Source organism: Sphingomonas sp. LT1P40 (genome assembly GCF_036663835.1).
Taxonomy (GTDB): Bacteria; Pseudomonadota; Alphaproteobacteria; order Sphingomonadales; family Sphingomonadaceae; genus Sphingomonas.
This window is the reverse complement of record NZ_JAXOJT010000002.1, coordinates 797,501-817,309: the sequence shown is the minus strand read 5'-3', so window position 1 is coordinate 817,309 and position 19,809 is coordinate 797,501. Positions and strand designations below refer to the sequence as shown.

General features: G+C 64.1%; 13 protein-coding genes, 1 tRNA gene and 2 rRNA genes (1 of these 16 running past the window's edge). 3 read left to right on the top strand and 13 right to left on the bottom strand.

Annotated features, from left to right (window positions below; genetic code table 11):
- Positions 1-95: 95 nt before the first annotated feature.
- The 8 genes from U1702_RS15480 to U1702_RS15445 form a co-directional block, all read right to left on the bottom strand.
- Complete coding sequence (locus U1702_RS15480; protein ID WP_332726074.1) at positions 96-722, bottom strand: Isoquinoline 1-oxidoreductase subunit; 627 nt, start codon at positions 720-722, stop codon at positions 96-98.
- On the bottom strand, positions 719-2,851 hold the full coding sequence (locus U1702_RS15475; RefSeq protein WP_332726073.1) for a xanthine dehydrogenase family protein molybdopterin-binding subunit: 2,133 nt from the start codon (positions 2,849-2,851) through the stop codon (positions 719-721). The genes U1702_RS15480 and U1702_RS15475 overlap by 4 nt, the downstream gene beginning before the upstream one ends.
- On the bottom strand, positions 2,848-3,321 hold the full coding sequence (locus U1702_RS15470) for a (2Fe-2S)-binding protein (protein WP_332726072.1): 474 nt from the start codon (positions 3,319-3,321) through the stop codon (positions 2,848-2,850). Before U1702_RS15470 ends, U1702_RS15475 begins: the two co-directional genes overlap by 4 nt.
- 73 nt (positions 3,322-3,394) lie before the next feature.
- Positions 3,395-5,452: a glycoside hydrolase family 97 protein gene (locus tag U1702_RS15465; protein ID WP_443026852.1), complete on the bottom strand. Its 2,058-nt coding sequence runs from the start codon at positions 5,450-5,452 to the stop codon at positions 3,395-3,397.
- A 29-nt stretch (positions 5,453-5,481) separates the two neighbouring features.
- Positions 5,482-7,107: an alpha-amylase family glycosyl hydrolase gene (locus tag U1702_RS15460; protein ID WP_332726071.1), complete on the bottom strand. Its 1,626-nt coding sequence runs from the start codon at positions 7,105-7,107 to the stop codon at positions 5,482-5,484.
- Positions 7,104-8,909 (bottom strand): alpha-amylase family glycosyl hydrolase, encoded by a 1,806-nt coding sequence (locus U1702_RS15455; protein ID WP_332726070.1) that lies wholly within the window; start codon positions 8,907-8,909, stop codon positions 7,104-7,106. The genes U1702_RS15460 and U1702_RS15455 overlap by 4 nt, the downstream gene beginning before the upstream one ends.
- Complete coding sequence (locus U1702_RS15450; RefSeq protein WP_332726069.1) at positions 8,906-10,429, bottom strand: tryptophan halogenase family protein; 1,524 nt, start codon at positions 10,427-10,429, stop codon at positions 8,906-8,908. The genes U1702_RS15455 and U1702_RS15450 overlap by 4 nt, the downstream gene beginning before the upstream one ends.
- Before the next feature lie 61 nt (positions 10,430-10,490).
- Positions 10,491-13,205, bottom strand: a complete 2,715-nt coding sequence (locus U1702_RS15445) for a TonB-dependent receptor (protein ID WP_332726068.1) — start codon at positions 13,203-13,205, stop codon at positions 10,491-10,493.
- Positions 13,206-13,437: 232 nt separating this feature from the next.
- Here U1702_RS15445 and U1702_RS15440 point away from each other — a divergent pair, with 232 nt between their 5' ends.
- Genes U1702_RS15440 through U1702_RS15430 form a run of 3 tightly spaced genes read left to right on the top strand, consistent with a single transcriptional unit; the run spans position 13,438 to position 16,438 of the window.
- The gene (locus tag U1702_RS15440) at positions 13,438-14,466 is read left to right on the top strand and encodes a LacI family DNA-binding transcriptional regulator (protein ID WP_332726067.1); all 1,029 of its coding nucleotides are present in this window, start codon (positions 13,438-13,440) and stop codon (positions 14,464-14,466) included.
- Positions 14,467-14,483: 17 nt separating this feature from the next.
- Positions 14,484-15,965 carry an MFS transporter gene (locus tag U1702_RS15435; protein ID WP_332726403.1) on the top strand — a complete coding sequence of 494 codons (1,482 nt, stop codon included), beginning with the start codon at positions 14,484-14,486 and terminating at the stop codon, positions 15,963-15,965.
- Positions 15,962-16,438 (top strand): hypothetical protein, encoded by a 477-nt coding sequence (locus tag U1702_RS15430; RefSeq protein WP_332726066.1) that lies wholly within the window; start codon positions 15,962-15,964, stop codon positions 16,436-16,438. The genes U1702_RS15435 and U1702_RS15430 overlap by 4 nt, the downstream gene beginning before the upstream one ends.
- Before the next feature lie 6 nt (positions 16,439-16,444).
- On the opposite strand, the gene U1702_RS15425 is transcribed toward U1702_RS15430, so the two are convergent.
- The 5 genes from U1702_RS15425 to U1702_RS15405 all read right to left on the bottom strand — a co-directional run.
- The gene (locus U1702_RS15425; RefSeq protein ID WP_332726065.1) at positions 16,445-17,686 is read right to left on the bottom strand and encodes a threonine synthase; all 1,242 of its coding nucleotides are present in this window, start codon (positions 17,684-17,686) and stop codon (positions 16,445-16,447) included.
- A gap of 42 nt (positions 17,687-17,728) precedes the next feature.
- Entirely contained in the window at positions 17,729-18,499 is a 771-nt protein-coding gene (locus U1702_RS15420; protein ID WP_332726064.1) for a methyltransferase domain-containing protein, read from the bottom strand.
- Positions 18,500-18,637: 138 nt separating this feature from the next.
- Positions 18,638-18,714, bottom strand: a tRNA-Met gene (locus U1702_RS15415).
- A 125-nt stretch (positions 18,715-18,839) separates the two neighbouring features.
- A 5S ribosomal RNA gene (rrf, locus tag U1702_RS15410) occupies positions 18,840-18,954 on the bottom strand.
- 131 nt (positions 18,955-19,085) lie between these two features.
- Positions 19,086-19,809: ribosomal RNA gene (locus U1702_RS15405) — 23S ribosomal RNA — on the bottom strand; it runs 2,070 nt beyond the window's last position.

Below are 19,809 nucleotides of genomic sequence, written 5' to 3'. Positions count from 1 at the left end.
CTTCTTCGATCGGTCGCCATCAGCGGGACCCCGGGTCAAGCCCGGGGTGACGGAAAATCAGTGTTATGCCGTCACGCTTAACCCTCAGCGCCACCCTAAACCGGGCACTTCGCCCCGCTGTCGATCCATGCCTTGGTCAGCTCGCCGAATTGCGCCTGCGTGCCCGGCACGGGCGTGCGGCCCGGCCCCGGATTCCAGCCCCATCCGACTAAAGTATCGCTCGCGTTATGCTCGTGGATTTGCGCCAGCGTCTTGTTGCCGTTGCGCTTGCGGTCCTTCAGCTGCTCGCAGATCTGGCGCAGCGACTTGCCCTCCCATGCCATCGATGCGGGGGCGAGGTGCCACAAGGGATGACCCGGAATGCTGCCCTTGCCGTCGGCGAACGCCACGTTACGCGGGCCGTGACAGGTCGAACATTCGAGGCCGGGTGCGCCCTTGCCCTCCGGCCCGCGCGTGACCGGGGTGACATGCACCAGGCCTGCATCGCCCTGTAACGGCCGGTCGGTGCGCGGGTGACAGTTCACGCAGCGCGGATGCGTCAGCACCTTGCCCATTTCGGTGAAGATCGCCGCCGAGCGCGCGGCGGGGTCGGCGATGGCGGCAAAGGCGCTGGCCGGTTGCAGACCGACAGGTGCCGCCGACTGGTTGGCGACCACGACCGCTGCGTGCAGCGCGACCGCCGCAACGCTGAGCGCGATGAACCCCAAGCGTTGCATGTTCATGCGTTATCTCCATGCGCGAACGGGAGCCTGCGCACCGTCTTGCCGGTCAGCTTGCGCCACGCATTGGCGACGGCGGGCGCGATCGGCGGGACGCCGGGTTCGCCGACGCCGGTCGGTTTCTCCTGACTGTCGATGATCGCCACTTCGATATCGGGCATCTCACCGATCCGCAGCGATCGATAGGTGTTGAAATTGGTCTGCTGAACCTGCCCGCCCTCGCCCAGCGTGATCTCGCCATAGAGCGCATGGCCCAGCCCATAGCCGATCCCGCCCTCCATCTGTGCGCGGACGATGTCGGGGTTGACCGCGATCCCGCAATCGACCGCGCACCAAACCTTGTGAACCTTGGGCAGACCGTCCGCGCCGACCGAAATCTCGGCGACCTGCGCGACATAGCTGCCGAAGCTTTCATGCACCGCGATGCCCTTCGCACGCCCCTTTTTCGGCGGTTTGGCAAAAGCCGACATTGCGGCGACGCGGGTCAGCACAGTTTTCAGCCGCGCCTCCTTGAGCAGCGCCAGCCGCCCCGCGACCAGATCCTTGCCCGCCATTGTCAGCAGTTCGTCGATGATCGTTTCCTTGACGAAGGCGGTGGTGGTGTGGCCGACCGATCGCCACCACAACACCGGCACCGGCGTCTCCATCAAATGCTGGCCCAGCCGGAAGTCGCGCACCGCATATTGGTTCGCGCCCTCGATCATCGTGCCGTCGATGCCGTTTTGAATCCCCATCGCCTCGAACGGCGTGCCTTTCATGATCGACTTGGCGGCAACGACCTGATCCCAGCCGCTGATCTCGCCCGCCGCATCCAGCCCGACCTGCACGCGATGCACCGTCATCGGGCGATAGAAGCCGCCGGTCAGGTCGTTTTCGCGGCTCGCCACCACCTTGACCGGCGCGGCAAAGCCATAGGCGCGCGCGCACGCCGCCGCCTCGGTCCCGTCGAACATCACCGGCGTCGCGCGGCGGCCGAAACTGCCGCCGGCATAATATTGTACTAGTTCGCTCTTGGCGAAGGGGACGCCCGCTACGGCGCAGATCGCGTTCATTTCGCCGACCTGAAACTGGCTGCCCGCATGAACGGCGATGCCTTCGCCCTTCTTCTCGATCACATAATCCATCGTTTCCATCGGCGCGTGCGCGAGGAACGGGAAATAATAGGTCGCGTCGATTTTCTTCGCCGCCGCCGCCAGCGCCTTGGCCGCGTCGCCATGCGCTTCGGCCTGTTTGCCCGGCGTGCGCGCCGCCGCGCTATATTCGGCCAGCATCGCGTCGGACGAGCGCGTCTCCGCCTTGGCCAGATCCCAGTCGACCTCCAGCGCCGCCGCGCCGCGCTGTGCGGTCCAGGTGTCGCGGGCATAGACCGCCACGCCGCTGGGGATCGGCTTCACGTCGAGCACGCCGGGAATCGCCCGCGCCGCACCGTCGACAACCTTCTTCACCGTCGCGCCGAAAGCAGGGGGACGGCGCACGGCGGCGTGGACCATGCCGGGCAGCCGCACGTCCATCGTGAACATCGCCGACCCATCGGTCTTGGCCTTGCTGTCCACCTTGGCGAAGGTCTTGCCGATATAAACGAATTTGTCGGGCGTCTTGAGCACGGGATTCTGCGGCACCGGCAGTTTTGACGCATCCGCCACCAGTTCGCCGAAACTCGCCTTGTTGACGCCGCTGCTGACCACCCCCTTCGACACGGTCACGGCGCTGACGGAAACACCCCAGCGTTTCGCCGCCGCCTCGACCAGCATCGCCCGCGCCGCAGCGCCCGCCATGCGCATCTGCATCCAGCTCTCGGCGATCGCGCTCGACCCGCCGGTCCCCATCGTTCCAAACGCCAGATTCTTGTAAAGCGGGTCGTTGGCGGGAGCGAACATCACCTCGACCTGCGCCCAGTCGGCGTCCAGTTCGTCGGCGATGATCGTAGCGACGCCGGTCGATGGCCCCTGGCCCATCTCGATATGCTTGGCGATGATCGTGACGCTGTTGTCGTGGTCGACACGAACGAATGCGTTGGGCGCGAGTGGCCGGCGTGCTGCGCCGGCCTTCGCACCACCTAGCGGCAATGCCATGCCGATGGTCAGCGCGCCGGTCCCGGTCAGGAATGCGCGGCGGTTGGCAATCGCGTTCATGCCCGCACCCCCTTCACGCCCGCCGCATCCTTGATCGCCTGTCTTATGCGGACATAGGTCGCGCAGCGGCAGATATTGCCGGCCATCGCATTATCGATGTCGCTATCGCTCGGCTTGGGCTTGGCGGTCAGCAGTCCGATCGCGGACATCACCTGCCCCGACTGGCAAAAGCCGCATTGCGGCACGTCGATCTGGACCCAGGCGGCCTTGACCGCCTCGGCGACCTTGCCGCTCGCGCCCTCGATCGTGGTCACGCTTTTGCCCGCAATGGTGCCGACCGGGGTCACGCAGGAGCGCCGGTTCTTCCCCTCCAGATGCACGGTGCAGGCCCCGCATTGCGCGACGCCACAGCCATATTTGGTACCGGTCAGCCCCAGATGATCGCGCAACACCCACAGCAACGGGGTTTCGGGATCGCCGTCGAATGTCGCGGGCTTGCCGTTGAGCTGGAAGTTGGTGGCCAAGATCATGCCCTCCTGTCAGGCACCGATGCTAGGCCACCATTTTCATTCCGCGAAGTGAAAAGATTGCAGGCGTAACGAGTTACCGCGCGACGAAACGGATTGCCGCACCGCCACCCGGCCCCATCGGCAATTCCATCGTCTGCCCGGCGCGAACCGCCTTGCTCTCGATCGTGATCGAATGGCGCTTGGTAGTGCGATAGTCCGCGCCCGGCCCGTCACGATAGATTTGCGCGGTGTAACGCTTGCCCGGATCGAGGAAGTCGAGCTTCACGGTCACGCTGCGCGCCTTCTCGTCGCCCACCGCGCCCAGATACCAGTTCTCCGATGCCCGGTCCTTGCGCGCAAAGACGACATGGTCGCCGATCTCGGCGGACAGGACGCGGGTGTCGGACCAGTCGGCGGGTACGTCCTTGATGAACTGCATCGGACCCGGATATTTGGCGTAATTCTCCGGCAAGTCCGCCGCCATCTGCACCGGCGAATAATAGACGACATACAGCGCCAGCTGCTTGGCGAGGGTCGACAGAATCGGCGTTCCGCCCTTGCCCTCCAGGCTCAGCATGCCGGGGGTGAAGTCCATCGGCCCGGCCAGCAGCCGGGTGAACACCATGATCGCCTCATGCTCGGGCGGGTTCTTGGGAACGCCCCAGCCATTATATTCCATCCCGCGCGCGCCTTCACGGCTCACCCAATTGGGATAGGTGCGGCGCAGGCCGGTGTCTTTGATCGGCTCATGCGTGTTGACCGCGACCTTATGCTTCGCGGCGGCGAGCACGACCTTCAGATGGTGGTTCGACGAATACTGCCCATCATGCCATTCGCGCAGCGGCTCGCCTTTTGGTCCCACACGCTCCAGCTGTCCGGCATCGGTGACGTAACCGGTCTTGACCACCTCGATCCCGTTCTTCGCGGCATAGGCATAGGCTTTGTCGAGTTGCTTCTCGTAATGCGTGGTCGATCCGCCGGTCTCGTGATGGCCGATCAGATGAACACCCTTTTTCTTCGCATAGGCGGAGAGTTCAGCCATGTTGAAATCCGGTGTCGGCTTGGCAAAATCGAAGTCATTGCCATTGGCGAACCAGTTGCCGTCCCAGCCGACATTCCACCCCTCGACCAGCACGCCGCGAAAACCGTTGGCGGCGGCGAAGTCGATGTAACGCTTGGTGTTGGCGGTGGTCGCACCGTGCTTCGGCCCCGTCGACCAGGTCGATTTGTCGAGGTGCATCTCCCACCAGATGCCGACATATTTGGACGGCTTGAACCAGCTGACGTCGCCCAGCTTGTTGGGCTCGTTCAGGTTGAGCATGATGTGTGAGGCGTACAGTCCCGCCGCATCCTTTGCGACGATCATCGTGCGCCACGGCGTTACGAACGGCGTGCCGCGGATCACCTTTGGCCCCAATGCGCCGGGCTGGAGCACCGCCTTCAGCTTCGTCCCCTCAGTCCGTTGCAGCCACATGCCCGAATAATCGACCAAGGCCGCCTCATGGAACGCGATATGCGTGCCGTCGCCAAGCTTCACCGTCAGCGGCGTATGCGCCAACGGCACGTCGGACAGCTTCGTCGTGTTGTAGATATACTCGTCGCGATTCCATTCCGACCCCGGAATCCACCACGCCGTGCCGTCCTGCGCCAGTGCGAATTCGGTCAGCTCATCGGCGATGTTGGCGGTCTGCAAATTCTTCTGGTCAGGCAGTTCGTAGCGAAAGCCGAACCCGTCATCGAAAATGCGAAACACCACGTCCATCACCCGCGCCATCGCGGTCGATTCCTTCAGCCGCACGCGCAATTGCGTGTGCTTGTCGCGGATCGTTTTCCACTCGCCCCAGGGCTGCTCCCAGCTGGTGTCGCTGGCGGTGACCGTCTGGCTGTCGATTTTGAAACCGCGCTCCAGCTTGGGCGCATCGGTGAGCATGAAGCCCAGCCGTGAGGGATTTATCAACGGCTTGCCGTCGCGCGTCACCGTATAATGCGGGCGACCATCGCCATCGACGCTCAGCGTGACGCGAAGGCGCCCGTCCGGCGACGTCGCAGTCGCACCGCCCGCCTGCTGGCCGGTATTCTGCGCGACATCCTGCGCCAGCGCCGGAACCGCCATCATCGACGTCAACGCTGTCAGCGCCATCAGCATCCGCATATCACTCTCCTGCATTTTTGCCCGGATGTTCAGGCGATCTGTTCGAGCACCAACCCCGACCAGGGTGGCAAAGATCCCGGTGCAGCGCCATTCACCGATGTGAGCAGCCTGAACCGGTCCGGCTGACCCGAATGCCATGTCAGCGGCGTCTTGCCCAGGTTGAACGCACAGATCAACGCCTGCCCGCCTCCGTTACGGGTAAAGACGAGCAGCGCATCGTCCGCTGTCTCGACGTCCATTGCGCCCGACTGCAGTGCCGGGTTGGTGGCGCGCAACGCGATCAGGCCGCGCGTGAGGTTGAGCAGCGAGCCGTTCGCCGCCGTCTGGCGGTCTACCGCGAGTGCGGCGTGATCGGCCCCGGCCGGAAGCCATGGCTCGCCATCGCCAAAGCCCAGATTCGGCGCGTCGGCCTGCCACGGCATCGGCGTGCGCACCCCGTCGCGGCTGAGCGTCAGCGGCCAGTTGGCGATCGCCTCGGGATCTTTCAGCGCCTCGAACGGGATATTGACCTGAGTCAGCCCCAGTTCCTCGCCCTGAAACAGGATGGCATTGCCGCGCAGGCACATCAGCAGCAACATCTTCATCGCGGCGAATACCTGCGCATGTTCCGGCTCGACCCAGCGCGACAAGGCGCGCGGCGCGTCGTGATTCTCGAATGCCCAGCTCGGCCAGCCGGTGCCGGGGGAATCGGGCCACGTCTCGACCGCTTTCCTCACCAGCGCCGGGGTCAGCCGGTCGGCATAGAGAAAGTCGAAGCCATAGGCACTGTTGAGGCGATCGTCGCCGCGCGTGAAGGCGTGCATCTCCGCCTCGGGCGTCGGCCCGCCGACTTCGGCGACGGTGAAGCGCCCGCCATAGCTGTCGGTCAGCGCGCGATGCCGTTCGAGGAACAAGGGGATGTCGGCATGGCTCTGATTATAGACATGCTGCTGGAAATCGAACGGGCGAGTGCGCGGTGCCCCCGTGTCCGGCGCGGGCGGATTGTCGCGCAATTCAGGATCGTGCATCGCAAAGTTGATCGCATCGATGCGGAAGCCATCGACGCCGCGATCCAGCCAGAAGCGCGCCGCCGCCAGCGCCGCGTCCTGCACCGCCGGATTATGCATATCGAGATCGGGCTGCTCGCTCAGGAAATTGTGCATGTAATATTGGCCGCGCCGCGCATCCCACGTCCAGGCCGGGCCGCCGAACACCGATTGCCAGTTGTTGGGCGGCGACCCGTCCGTCTTGGCATCGGCCCAGACATACCAGTCGGCGCGGGGGTTATCGCGGCTGACCCGACTTTCCTGAAACCACGGATGCTGGTCGGACGTGTGCGAATAGACCTGGTCGATGATGACCTTCAGCCCCAGCGTATGCGCACGCGCCACCAGTATGTCGAAATCGGCGAGCGTGCCAAAAATCGGATCGACGCCGCAATAATCGGCAATATCATAGCCGAAATCGCGCATCGGCGAGGTGAAGAAAGGCGACAGCCAGATCGCATCCACCCCCAGCGCCGCGACATGATCGAGACGCGCGGTGATACCGGGCAAGTCGCCGATGCCGTCGCCGTTGGAATCGGCAAAGCTGCGCGGATAGATTTGATAGATGACGGCACCGCGCCACCATTCGTTTCCGGCGTCGGCGGCGGTCACGGGCGAAAGCTCGTTCACCGGCCACCTCCGTCAGCGACGCATGCGACATAGCCGAATGCGGGCAAGGTTACCGTGACGCTACCGGGTGCGGCGGCGGTCGGTGAGCAAGTGCCGACCAGTGCGGTGAAGGTTTTCGCACCGACCTCGACCTCGACCTGTCGCGTAATCGGCTTGTCGCTGGTGTTGAACGCCACCAGCACCTCACCGCCAGTTGCCGGATCGAAGCGCGATACCGCGAACAGGCCGGGTTTCTCGTCATAGGCGCGGGTCACCTGCCGCCCGCGCGACAATGCGGCGCTGCCCCGCCGTACCGTCGCCAGTTTGGCGATCTCGGCATAAAGCGGGTGCGCGGTGTCGAAATTGGCCTCGGCAGTGGTCTTGCGCGTACCCAGCAGCCGGTTGTCGTTATAGACCGCGACCTTGCTGGCGAACATGTCCTCACGCGAATCCTGATCGTTGCCGTCGCCGACGAACCCCTGTTCGTCGCCCGAATAGACCGTCGGCACCCCGCGCAATAGCATCAGCATGGCATGGCCCAGCCGGACGCGTGCCAGCAGCTCGGCGTCGCCAGCCTTGGGGAAGCCTTTCCGCACATCGGTCGAGAAACGGCCATGATCGTGGTTGGAGATGAAGGTCGGCAGCCGCAGCGCCGCCTCCGCTCCACCCTCATACAACGCGTCGCGGTCGAACAATGCGGCAAGCGTGTCGGTGCCCTTGCTCCCGGCAACGGTGTGCTGAACCGCAGCGCGAAAGCCGAAATCGAGCACGCTGGGCAATTTGTGGACGCGCGTATGGACGGCCAGATCGCCGGCATCGCCTTCGTTCGCAACTTCGCCGAAGATGTGGAAATTGGGGATGCCCCGCGCTTTTGCCCGTTCGATCATCGCCGTGGAGAAACCCTGCCAGAATTCCGGATTGACGTGGCGGGCAGTATCGATGCGGAAGCCGTCGATCCCGAACTTGTCGATCCACGACCCATAAATATCGACGAACCCCCGCAACACGCGCGGATTCTCGGTCATCAGATCGTCGAGACCGACGAAGTCGCCCATCGTCGAACTTTCGTTTCTGAAGGTCGTGTTGCCGCGATTGTGGTACCAGATCGGATCGTTCAGCCAGGCAGGTACCTTCACGCTCTTTTCCGCCGCCGGAACCCATGGCGTATAGGCGTAATTGGGGTCGGTCAGCTTCTCGAAATTCTCGGCGACCTGCACCTGATCGCCCAGAAAGCCCTCGTTGATCGTCGTGCCCTTGACCCCGCCTTTGCGCTGATACGGATAGTCGGCGCGGCTGCGATACACGCACGCGCTTTCCGGGCATTCGCGGTACTGGATCACGTCGGCGGTATGGTTGGTGATGATGTCGAGATAGACCTTGATCCCGCGCGCATGCGCCGCGTCGACGAACGCTTTCATCTCGTCATTGGTGCCGAAATGCGGATCGACCTGCGTGAAATCGGTAATCCAGTAACCGTGATAGCCCGCCGATTCCTGGCCAGGGCCGCCCTGAACCGCCTTGTTCTTGTAGATCGGGCCGAGCCAGATCGCGGTTGCGCCCAGCGACTGGATATAGTCGAGCCGCTGCACCAGCCCCTTCAGGTCGCCGCCGTGGAAAAAGCCCTTGTGAGAAGGATCGAAGCCGTGGGTCAGCCGGTCTCCCTTCAGACCGCCCTTGTCGTTGGACGGATCGCCATTCTCGAACCGGTCGGGCAGCATGAAATACAGGATTTCCGCCTCGGCTGGCCGTGCGCGCATGGCTTCCTGCTGACCGGCAGCGGGGAGGGCTGCAGCCAGCAGGAACAGGGGGAGGAGATGTTTCATGCGATACTCGACTGGCTGGAAGGGGTGCGGCAGAAGCGCGCGATAGTGTCGGCATGGTCCGGCATGCGCGCGGCATCGCGGGCAAAGGCGGTGGCGACGGTGGTCAGGAACTGGTCGAGTTTGGCGTCGTCGAGCTGGTCGGCAAGCGGGTGCCAGCGTGCCGGCATGATGCCCTGTCCGATCATCACCTGTACCCATCCGGGCACGTCGAACAGTTCGTCATGTTCGCGCACGATCCGCCCGTTCGCGCGGAAGATGGCAATGCGGTTGGCCAGCGGTTCCGGCAGGTCCATATTGCGCAGCGCGTCCCACATCGGCTCGCCCGTCCGTCCGTTCGCGGCATAATGCAGGATGACGAAATCGCGAATGCGGTCGATTTCGAAATCGGCCAGCCGGTTGAAACTGTCGCGGTCGGCATCGACGACGGGGCCGTTCGGCAGGAAATCGAGCAGCCGGTTGATGCCGGTCTGGATCAAATGGATGCTGGTCGACTCCAGCGGTTCGATGAACCCCGACGACAGCCCGATCGCAACAACATTGCGGTTCCAGAATTTGCGGCGTTTGCCAGTGCGGAATTTCAGCAGGCGCGGCTCGGCCAGTGCCTGACCGTCGAGATTGGCGAGCAGGGTCGTCGCCGCCTCGTCCTCGCCGATATGCGCCGAGGAAAAGACATAGCCATTGCCGGTGCGGTGCTGGAGCGGGATGCGCCATTGCCACCCGGCTTCGCGCGCGATCGCGCGAGTATAGGGGACGAGCGGCGCGGTCGCGGCACTCGGCACCGCCAGCGCGCGGTCGCACGGCAGCCAGTGGCTCCAGTCCTCGTAACCGGTGCCCAGCGCTTCCTCGATCAGCAACCCGCGAAAGCCCGAGCAATCGACGAACAGATCTCCCGCGACGCGCGTCCCGTCCGCCAGCACCACCGCCGCGATATCGCCGCTCTCATCATCGCGCTCGATCCGCTCGATCCGCCCCTCGACCCGCACCACCCCGCGCGCTTCGGCGAAGCGGCGCAGATAGGCGGCGTAGAGTCCGGCGTCGAAGTGAAAGGCATAGGGCATTGGCGGCAACGCGCTGTCGGCGGCGCGCTGGACATGCGCAAAGCGGTTCTCGCGTGCCACGATCGCGTTGAGCACATAGTCCGCCAGCGGTCCGGCACGCCCCGCCGCGCGCGCCCGCAGCCAGTAATGATGAAAGGACAACAGCCCCAGCCCGCGCCCGACCATCCCGAAGGCGTGCATATAGCGATCGCCCGGCGCACCCCAGCCCTCGAACTGGATGCCAAGCTTGTACGTGCCGCCGGTCTCCCGCAGAAACTCCGCCTCGTCGAGGCCCAGCGCCTGGTTGAACAGGCGGATTGCGGGGATCGTCGCTTCGCCCACCCCGACCGTGCCGATATCATCGGATTCGACCAGGGTGATCCGCCAGCCCGGCACGCAGAAACGCGCGAGTGCGGCGGCGGTCATCCAGCCGGCGGTGCCGCCGCCGACAATGACGATGCTGCGCAACATGGTATCGGTCATTGAACCGCCTTTTCCCCGGTGACCCTGCACGAGGGCAGGTCACCGGGGTATCGGGAGGGGATCAGAACTTGAAGGTGAAACCGGCCTGGAAGCGCCGACCGAACCGCTGATGGTTCATCACCTCAAGCGGGCGGCCCGGGTTGATCGCGACGAACGGCTCGTCGGTCAGGTTCGATCCCTGGAAGAACACCGAAAGCCCTTCAAGCGCGCTACCCGGCTGGAAATCATAGCCGATTTGCGCATCGACGATCGTCTCGCTTAGCGCGCGGCGGCGCTGACGAACCGCGCCAAGGCCAGAGAATTCGCCCAGGAAGCTGGAGCGATACCGCACGCTGCCGCGCAGGTTGAAGCCCCATTTCTCGAAATAGGCGGTGCCATTGGCGACCCATTTCGAATAGCCGGGAATATCCTCGACAGGCGCTCCGGGGGTCGGCGCGATCTCGGACTTGGTATAGGAAACGCCGCCGGTCACGCCGAAGCCGGATAGTGCCGAGGTAAAAGTGTCGAACGGGATCGTGCCAGCCAGTTCCGCGCCATAGATTTTCCCGCCCTCGCCGTTGAACGGCTGCGAGATGCGGCCTTGCGTGCTGACCGGCGGAGTCGGCTGGATTACCGGATAGCTCGAATAATCGAACGGGCGTTCGGCGGTGTAGATGTAGTTGTGCAGCGTCTTGTGGAACAGCTGCAGTGCGACATAGCCGCGGCTGCCCCAGTATTTCTCGAACGTCAGGTCGAACGCGGTGGCGCGATATGGGCGCAGCGACGGGTTGCCGCCGCTGCCGGTGACGATCCCCTCGGCCAGATTGGCACCGTAGGAGATATTGACCCGCATATCGTCGAGCCGCGCGCGCTGAATCTCGCGCGCCGCGCCAAAGCGGATCACGAAATCGCCGTCCATGCGCAACGACAGGCTAAGGCTGGGCAGCACGTCCCAATAATCGTCGCCCAGCGTGCGCAGCTGCGGCCCGGTCGGCGTCTGGATATAGCCGGTCGAATTCTGGTTGGTGCTCTGCGCCAGCACCCCGACATTGCCGGTCAGCTTCGCACCGCCGAAATCCGCGGCGAGATTGGCCATGACATAGGCGCTGAGCACCTCTTCCTCGACGCTGAAGCTCTTGAACAGCACGTCCTGTGCGGTGTTGGGGACGAGCGTGTAAACGCCGCCCTCAAGCAGATCGAGCGGGTTGTAGCTGAGCATCGGTCCAAGCCCGAGATAGCCGAGGTTGGTCGGCTCCAGCCGGTATTGCGTCGGCACCTGTGCCTGCAATGCGCCGCCCGCGAGCTGAAGGAAATATTCGTCCGGCACCAGCGACTTTTCGCGGTCGACATAATTGGCGCCCAGCTTGACGCTGGAGATGAACCCGCCGTCGAACTCGCGCTCGACTTCGGCGAGGTAGCTGAACAGCTCATCCTCGACGATACGGTCGTTATAATAGCCGTGCTGACGCCCGCCCGGCGCGCCGCCGCCCCAGCCGAGCGGATCGGTCAGGACGATCAGCGTCGGATCGCTGTAATTGAGGTTGTGCGAAGTGAAGGTCGTCCCCTGCGGCGTGGTGCGGAAGGTCAGCGTGTCGACCGCGCCGACTCCGCCGCCCGGGCCGGTACCGGCGTTGGATTCGAGGATCAGCTCACGCCGGTCGGTGCGCGACCAGCCAAAGTCGAAATTGACGTTCCAGCCGTCCGCGCCATTGCGAGCGAAGTTCGCGCCGCCCGAATAGAGATCGGCCTGACGCACGTAATTGTGATTGTTCACCACCCCTTCGACGTTGGAGAAGGTGCCGGCGGTGATGACACCGTCCTTCACCTCGCGGCCGGTCGGCGACAACACCGCGCCGCTCCATGCCAGCGGCAGCTCAATGCCGCGCTTGATCTGGGTATCGTCGAAATTGGAATAGAAGCCATCGAGCGTCAGCATCCAGTCATTGCCCGCATCGAACTGCACCGTGCCGGACACGCCAAGCCGCTTGAGCTGTGATGTCGTCACGAACGGCTTCACACCGCCAACGACGTTGCTGCCGCTGGCATCGGTGGCGTAACCCCACGCCTCGAATTCTTCGATCTGATACGGTTCGTCGACATAGGCGGCGGCGAGCGCGATGCCGAGCCGGTCGTCCATGAACTTGCCGACATAGGTCGCGTTGAGGCGATAGCCCCATTCCTTCGACCCGCTGTTGAGCTTGCCCATGTCGGTGTAAATGCCCCGCGCGCCGACCGCGAAGACTTCGCTCTTATATTCGAGCGGGCGGATCGTGCGGATATCGACGGTGCCGACCAGACCCTGTGAGGTCAGCGACGCATTGGGCGTTTTGTAGACGTTGACCGCGCTGACGATTTCGGACGGATACTGGTCGAATTCGATGCCGCGATTGTCGTTGGTCGAGGTTTGCGGGCGCCCGTTGAGCAGAGTCGAGGAGAAATCGGGGCCGAAGCCGCGGATCGAGATGAACGAGCTGCGACCCGAGATACGCTGCGACGTCAGGCCGGGCAGGCGCGCGATCGATTCGGCGATCGAGGCGTCGGGCAGTTTGCCGATATCCTCCGCCGAGACCGACTCAACGATCTGTTCAGATGTCTTCTTGGTGTTGACCGCGCTTTCGAGCGCGGCGGCGAAACCGGTGACGACGACTTCGTCGCCCGCCTCCTCTTCCGCCGGAGCCGCATCCTGCGCGTAGGCGGGTGCCGCGATGGCGGTGACGAACAAGGCGGCGGCAATGGCACGCCCGCTGGTTCCGAACGAAAGTCGCGCGGCCGGACGGCCGCCAATGATGTGACGCATGAAAATCCTCCCCTATGCCGGCCTTGCTGGCCAGCTCGCGCCGGACTTGAGCACGTTGATGCCCTTATTCGCGTTTGGGAGCCGGTCCGCCAGCGAACGGCATACGTATTCAGCGCGTTGGCAGTGCCGCGTGTCCACCACGCAACATTGACGTGCGCGGGCAAAGAGAGTGAACATCGCTGCGTCCAGCGGGGAAAACACCCGCAGACGATAGGGGACTGGTGCCAGGGCCATGCAACGCAAGCCGACTTCGTTCGACATCGCCCATCTCGCGGGCGTATCGCAGCCCACGGTCTCGCGCGCACTACGCGGCGGCGCGGGGGTGAACGAGGCGACGCGCATGCGGATCGAGGCGATCGCGCAGAAACTGAACTACCGCGTCGACAAGGCCGCATCGAGCTTGCGCAGCCGCCATGCCGAGACGCTGGCGGTGCTGATATTCCAGGACGAGACCGCCGACGACAGCGCGATCAACCCGTTTTTTCTGTCGATGCTGGGATCGATCATGCGCGGGTGCGCCGACAATGGACAGGATATGCTGGTGTCGTTCCAGCAGCTCGCCAGCGACTGGCATCAGGATTTTGAGGATTCGCACCGCGCCGACGGGCTGATCCTGCTCGGCTATGGCGATTATGAGCTTTACCGTGCCAAGCTGAGCGAGCTGATCGCACAGGGGACGCATTTCGTGCGCTGGGGATCGGTGCAGTCGGGCGGCATCGGGCTGACCGTCGGCTGCGACAATCATGGCGGCGGGCGCGAGGCCACCCGGCATCTGCTTGACCTCGGGCGGCGCAACATCGCGTTTCTGGGCACCGCGTCGAGCCATTATCCCGAATTCCACGACCGCTATCGCGGCCATGTCGCCGCGCTGAAGGAAGGCGGCGTAATCCCGCGCCCGCGCCTGCAGTTCGACGCGATCACCGCCGAGGAAGCCGGGGCGGCGGCTGCCGAGGCGCTGATTGCCAGTGGCGAGACGTTCGATGCGGTGCTGGCCGCCAGCGACCTCATCGCGATCGGCGCGATGCGCACGCTTGCCGCACACGGACTGCGCGTTCCGGACGATATCGCGGTGGTCGGATTCGACGACATCGCCTCCGCCAGCTTCACCAGCCCGCCGCTGACCACGGTAATGCAGGACACCCGCGCCGCCGGCCGCATGCTGGTCGAAACATTGCTCGGCCGCATCCGCGAAGCGCGGGTCAACGACGTGCTGCTGCCCGCCAAACTCGTCGTCCGCAAATCGTGCGGCGCAGTCGCCTGAACCCTCAAGGACCAATGATGGAAAAACCGCGTCAGGGCTTTTGGGGCCTGTTCAACCTGTCGTTCGGGTTCTTCGGCATCCAGATCGGTTTTGCGTTGCAGAATGCGAATATGAGCCGGATCTTCCAGTCGCTGGGGACCGAGATCGACAATCTGCCCGCGCTTTGGGTCGCGGCACCGCTGACCGGGCTGTTGGTACAGCCGATCGTCGGGCATATGAGCGACCGCACCTGGCTCGGGCGGCTGGGGCGGCGGCGGCCCTATTTCCTTGCCGGTGCGGTGCTGGCGGCGCTGGCGCTGTTCGCCATGCCGATGGCCGAAGTGCTGCTGTTCGCCGCGGTGATGCTGTGGGTGCTCGACGCCTCGCTCAACATCTCGATGGAGCCGTTCCGCGCATTTGTCGGCGACATGCTGCGCAAGGACCAGCACAGCGCGGGCTATGCGGTGCAGACCGCATTCATCGGCGCGGGCGCGGTGGTGGGATCGATCTTTCCCTGGGCGCTGGAGCAATGGGGCGTGTCCAACGTCGCGCCCGCCGGGGGCATTCCCGATACCGTGCGCTATGCCTTCTGGTTCGGCGGGGCGGCGCTGTTTGTCGCGGTGCTGTGGACCGTGCTGACGACGCGCGAATACAGCCCGGAACAAATGGCGGCTTTCGACGGCGCGCGTACCGAGGCGGCGGACGCGGCGGTGCGGCTGCTGGCGACGCGCGGCAACACGGCGGGGCTGGCATGGCTGGCGGCGGGGCTCGCAGTGATCGTCGCGGTCGGACAGTTCGCGCTGGAGAAGGAGGTGTACCTGCTGGGCGCGTTGCTCGCTGGTTATGGTATCGTAAGCCTGATCGCGATTCAGCTTGCGCGGCGCGGCACCGTCAGCATGGTCAGCCATATCGTCGGCGATTTCGCAGGGATGCCGCCGCTGATGAAGCGGCTGGCGCTGGTGCAGTTTTTCAGCTGGTCGGCGCTGTTCATCATGTGGATCAATACCACCCCGGTGGTGGCGCAGGTGTTCTACGGCGCGGCGGATGCGGCGGATGCGCGCTATCAGGAGGGCGCGAACTGGGTCGGCGTGCTGTTCACCGTCTATAACGGCGTCGCGGCGGTGGCGGCGCTGACGCTGCTGCCGCTGCTGGCGAAGCGGTTTGGCAAGGCGCGGACGCATGTAATCGGGTTGCTGTGCGGCGTCGCGGGGTTCGCCAGCTTCTTCGTCATCCGCGACCCGCAATGGCTGATCGTCAGCGAGATCGGCATCGGCATCGCCTGGGCGTCGATCCTGGCGATGCCCTATGCGATCCTCGCCTCCAGCCTGCCACAGGCGAAGCTGGGCATTTTCATGGGGTTGTTCAACGTGTTCGTCGTGGTGCCGCAATTGCTGGTGGCGACGGTGATGGGCTCGATCATGAAGGCATTCTTCCCCGATCAGCCGATCTGGACGATGGCGTTCGCAGCGGCGACACTGGCGGTGGCCGCGGTGGCGATGTTGCGGGTGAGGGAGGCATGAGCAAGCACACGGTCTTGGGCGTTATCGCGAAAATGGCATTGCTGCCGTGCTTCCTGCTGGCCGCGACGCCTGTAGACAAGCCGCGCACCTATCTCGTCTCAATCGTCGATGTGCCGCTCGCGCCGGGCGAGAGCATCCAAAGCTTCTCGATCTCAACTTGGGGCGTGGAATTCAGAAAGGTTTGCAGCATCCCTGGTGGTTGGCGCATCACTGCAGGCAGCAGCGCGACGCCGGACGGCAATCTGGATGGCACCGGCAGCCACGGTGCCACTTGGTTCAGCCGGTCCAGCCCCACCGAGCTACGCGATTTCGTACTCGTGACGCTATATGGTCCGATTCAACACGCGGATATTGCGAACGGCCCCGACGCGACCTTCAAGGGTAACGCCATGATCTCGACCCGGGACGATGAGCGAAAGGCGACGCTAACTTCCCGCAATATCCGGCTTGTCCCAGCGCGCGGGTGCCGCTGACCTGGTTCAAAGCGCCGCGAAATCGATCGCCGCGTGGCGGTCGAGCGTCTTCGAAGCGTCCGCCATCGGGTATTTCAGGCCGGTCGCACAGTTGAAAAGGAGCGCGCTGTCATCCGGGGAGATCAGCCCTTCGGCCAGCGCCTTGCGCCATGCCGCCAGCGTCGCGCCGCCCTCCGGGCATAGCAGCAGCCCGTCGATCCGCGCGGCATCGTCCACCGCCTGAAGGATCGCGGCGTCGCTGACCGCCATCGCAAAGCCGTTGCTCGCGCGCACCGCATCGAGGATCAGGAAATCGCCGACCGCTTGCGGCACGCGGATGCCCATTGCGATCGTATCGGCATGTTCCCAGCGCGTTGCGTGGCGCTCGCCCGCTTCCCATGCGCGCACCATCGGTGCGCAGCCCTCGGCCTGTACCGCGACCATGCGCGGACGCTTGGGACCGATCCAGCCGAGCGCCTCCATCTCATCGAACGCTTTCCACATGCCGATCAGCCCGGTGCCACCGCCTGTGGGGTAGAAGATCACGTCGGGGAGCTGCCAGTCGAGCTGTTCGGCCAGTTCCAGTCCCATCGTCTTCTTGCCCTCGATCCGGTACGGCTCCTTCAGGGTCGACAAGTCGAACCAGCCATTGGCGTCCTTCCCCGCCGCGACCAGCTTCCCGCAATCGTCGATCAGCCCGTTGACGCGATAGACGCGCGCGCCCTGCGCCGCGATCTCGCGCACATTGATCTCCGGCGTGTCGTCGGGACAGAAGATCACCGCCTCAATCCCCGCCTGCGCGGCATAGGCGGCCGCCGCCGCGCCGGCATTGCCGTTGGTCGGCATGGCGATGGTGGCGATGCCCAGTTCCTTCGCCATCGCTATCGCCATGACCAACCCGCGCGCCTTGAACGATCCGGTCGGCAGGCGACCCTCGTCCTTGACCGACAGGTTCGTCGAGCCGTGGGCTCGCGCAATCTTGTCCAGCGGCACGATCGGCGTGGCGATTTCGCCCAGACTGACGATGTTCTCGGTGCGCCGGACGGGCAAGAGTTCGCGGTAACGCCACAGGTCGGCGGGGCGATCAGCGAGCATCGTTTGTGTCAGCGCCGTCCGCACCCCGTCGAGATCGTAGCGCACGAGCAGCGGACGGCCCACGCGCGACAGTCCGTGGATCGTGTCCGCGTCGTAACGCTCCCCGGTCATCGCGCATTCGAGATGGGTGACAAAGGTCGGGCGGTCGGTGGTCAGATTGAGATTATGGCGCATGACCACCGCATAGGGTCGCGCATGCGCGCCGTCGAGCAGCGGCTATTCCACACGCTCGGCCCGCCAGCCTCGTCCGGCCTCCGCGACGATCGTTCGGTCACCAACGATCCCGCGATACGCCACACCGCCAGCCGTGAATTCCAGCGACGCCCCGTCAAGCCGCGCGCTTGTAAGCGCCACGCCGTCGAGCATCCCGGTCACGCGGCTATAGCGTTGCTCGACCGTCAGGCGTCCGCGCGAACCATCGTCGCGGATCAGTACCCAGTCACCCCCGGCGATTGCGGGAATGATCCACAGATAGACCTGCCGATCGGCCACCTCCCGATGCACGGCTGGCGGCCAGTCGCCCATGTCGAACGCATGGCTGACCACGCGCGCGCCTGGCTTCATTTCCGCGAGCAATTTGGGTTTGAGGCGCTCGTTGAGCTCGGGGAGGAGGTAGAGCGTCACCACATCCGCTTCGCGGAGTGAGACGGTAAACAGATCGTCGCGGACGAAGCGGGGGTTGCCCTCCAGCCCTTCCAGCCGCGCGAGCGCCCGCGCGCGTGCGACCAGATCGCCGTCGATCTCGACACCCAGCGCGACGGCACCGCGCCGGGCAGCGGCGATCGGGATGCGACCGTCGCCCGAGCCGAGGTCGATCAGCCGATCGCCTGCCTTCAGTGCGGCGAGATCGAGCATGCCCGCGACGACCGCGGGCGGCGTGGGGACATATTGCACGTCGGCCTTGCGCTGCGCGCGAGCGGACCCGGCAAATGCTGCGCAGCTTAATGTCCCGAGCAGCAGCGATCGGCGGTTGGTTGAGGCCATCATGCGGCGACCGTGGGCGAGCCGACCGTCCCGGGCAAGCCCCGGTGGTTCCGCCATGCCGGTGCCGCCGACAAATCGCGCCAAAACGCGAAAAAGCCGCCCCCGAAGGGGCGGCTTTTGCGTGACGTGCAGTGACTTCGATGGTTGCGGGGACAGGATTTGAACCTGTGACCTTCAGGTTATGAGCCTGACGAGCTACCGGGCTGCTCCACCCCGCGCCATCGTTTCGACGCCGAAGCGTCGCCAGAAATGCAAAACGCGCCGCGCCGGAAAGCGCGACGCGCGTTTGCGTATCTGACATTGTGAATGGGTTTTTCCAATTTCCACCTACACCGGCTGCAATGCCTGGCGACGACCTACTCTTCCAGTGCTTGAGCAATAGTACCATCGGCGCAGTCAGGTTTCACGGCCGAGTTCGGGATGGGATCGGGTGGGTCACTGACGCTATGGTCACCAAGCAATGAAGCAGGTGTAAGTGGGATTGGGTTTCAAATCGACGCGTGCACCGCTGTGTATAATCTAAAGGCTGGATGGATCATCCACAATGACCAGCAGGCCTAAGCCAGAGCTGTCATTGATGGTGGGACTCATCAAGCGCGAATAGGACAATTAGTACTGGTTAGCTCCATGCGTTACCGCACTTCCACATCCAGTCTATCAAGGTCGTGGTCTCCGACCGTCCTAAGAAATCTTATCTTGAGGGAGGCTTCCCGCTTAGATGCTTTCAGCGGTTATCCCGTCCATACATAGCTACCCTGCTGCGCTCCTGGCGGAACGACAGGTACACCAGAGGTATGTTCAACCCGGTCCTCTCGTACTAGGGTCAACTCCTCTCAAATTTCGACGCCCACGGCAGATAGGGACCAAACTGTCTCGCGACGTTCTGAACCCAGCTCACGTACCACTTTAATTGGCGAACAGCCAAACCCTTGGGACCTGCTCCAGCCCCAGGATGTGATGAGCCGACATCGAGGTGCCAAACGATTCCGTCGATATGAGCTCTTGGGAATCATCAGCCTGTTATCCCCGGCGTACCTTTTATCCGTTGAGCGATGGCCCTTCCACGAGGGACCACCGGATCACTATGACCGACTTTCGTCTCTGCTCGACTCGTCAGTCTCGCAGTCAGGCTGGCTTATGCCATTGCACTCTAACGGTCGGTTTCCAACCGACCTGAGCCAACCTTCGCACGCCTCCGTTACTCTTTAGGAGGCGACCGCCCCAGTCAAACTACCCGCCACAGAGGGTCCCTGTTCCGGATAACGGAACGAGGTTAGACATCAGAAAACAACAGGGTGGTATTTCACCGTAGG

Bases quoted from the DNA above. Each gene is read 5' to 3' on its own strand.
- U1702_RS15435 (WP_332726403.1), top strand. From the start codon at position 14,484: ATGGAAAAACCGCGTCAGGGCTTTTGGGGCCTGTTCAACCTGTCGTTC.
- U1702_RS15455 (WP_332726070.1), bottom strand. From the start codon at position 8,909: ATGAAACATCTCCTCCCCCTGTTCCTGCTGGCTGCAGCCCTCCCCGCT.
- U1702_RS15475 (WP_332726073.1), bottom strand. From the start codon at position 2,851: ATGAACGCGATTGCCAACCGCCGCGCATTCCTGACCGGGACCGGCGCG.
- U1702_RS15430 (WP_332726066.1), top strand. From the start codon at position 15,962: ATGAGCAAGCACACGGTCTTGGGCGTTATCGCGAAAATGGCATTGCTG.
- U1702_RS15420 (WP_332726064.1), bottom strand. From the start codon at position 18,499: ATGATGGCCTCAACCAACCGCCGATCGCTGCTGCTCGGGACATTAAGC.
- U1702_RS15440 (WP_332726067.1), top strand. From the start codon at position 13,438: ATGCAACGCAAGCCGACTTCGTTCGACATCGCCCATCTCGCGGGCGTA.
- U1702_RS15480 (WP_332726074.1), bottom strand. From the start codon at position 722: ATGAACATGCAACGCTTGGGGTTCATCGCGCTCAGCGTTGCGGCGGTC.
- U1702_RS15425 (WP_332726065.1), bottom strand. From the start codon at position 17,686: ATGCGCCATAATCTCAATCTGACCACCGACCGCCCGACCTTTGTCACC.
- U1702_RS15450 (WP_332726069.1), bottom strand. From the start codon at position 10,429: ATGACCGATACCATGTTGCGCAGCATCGTCATTGTCGGCGGCGGCACC.
- U1702_RS15465 (WP_443026852.1), bottom strand. From the start codon at position 5,452: ATGCGGATGCTGATGGCGCTGACAGCGTTGACGTCGATGATGGCGGTT.
- U1702_RS15470 (WP_332726072.1), bottom strand. From the start codon at position 3,321: ATGATCTTGGCCACCAACTTCCAGCTCAACGGCAAGCCCGCGACATTC.
- U1702_RS15445 (WP_332726068.1), bottom strand. From the start codon at position 13,205: ATGCGTCACATCATTGGCGGCCGTCCGGCCGCGCGACTTTCGTTCGGA.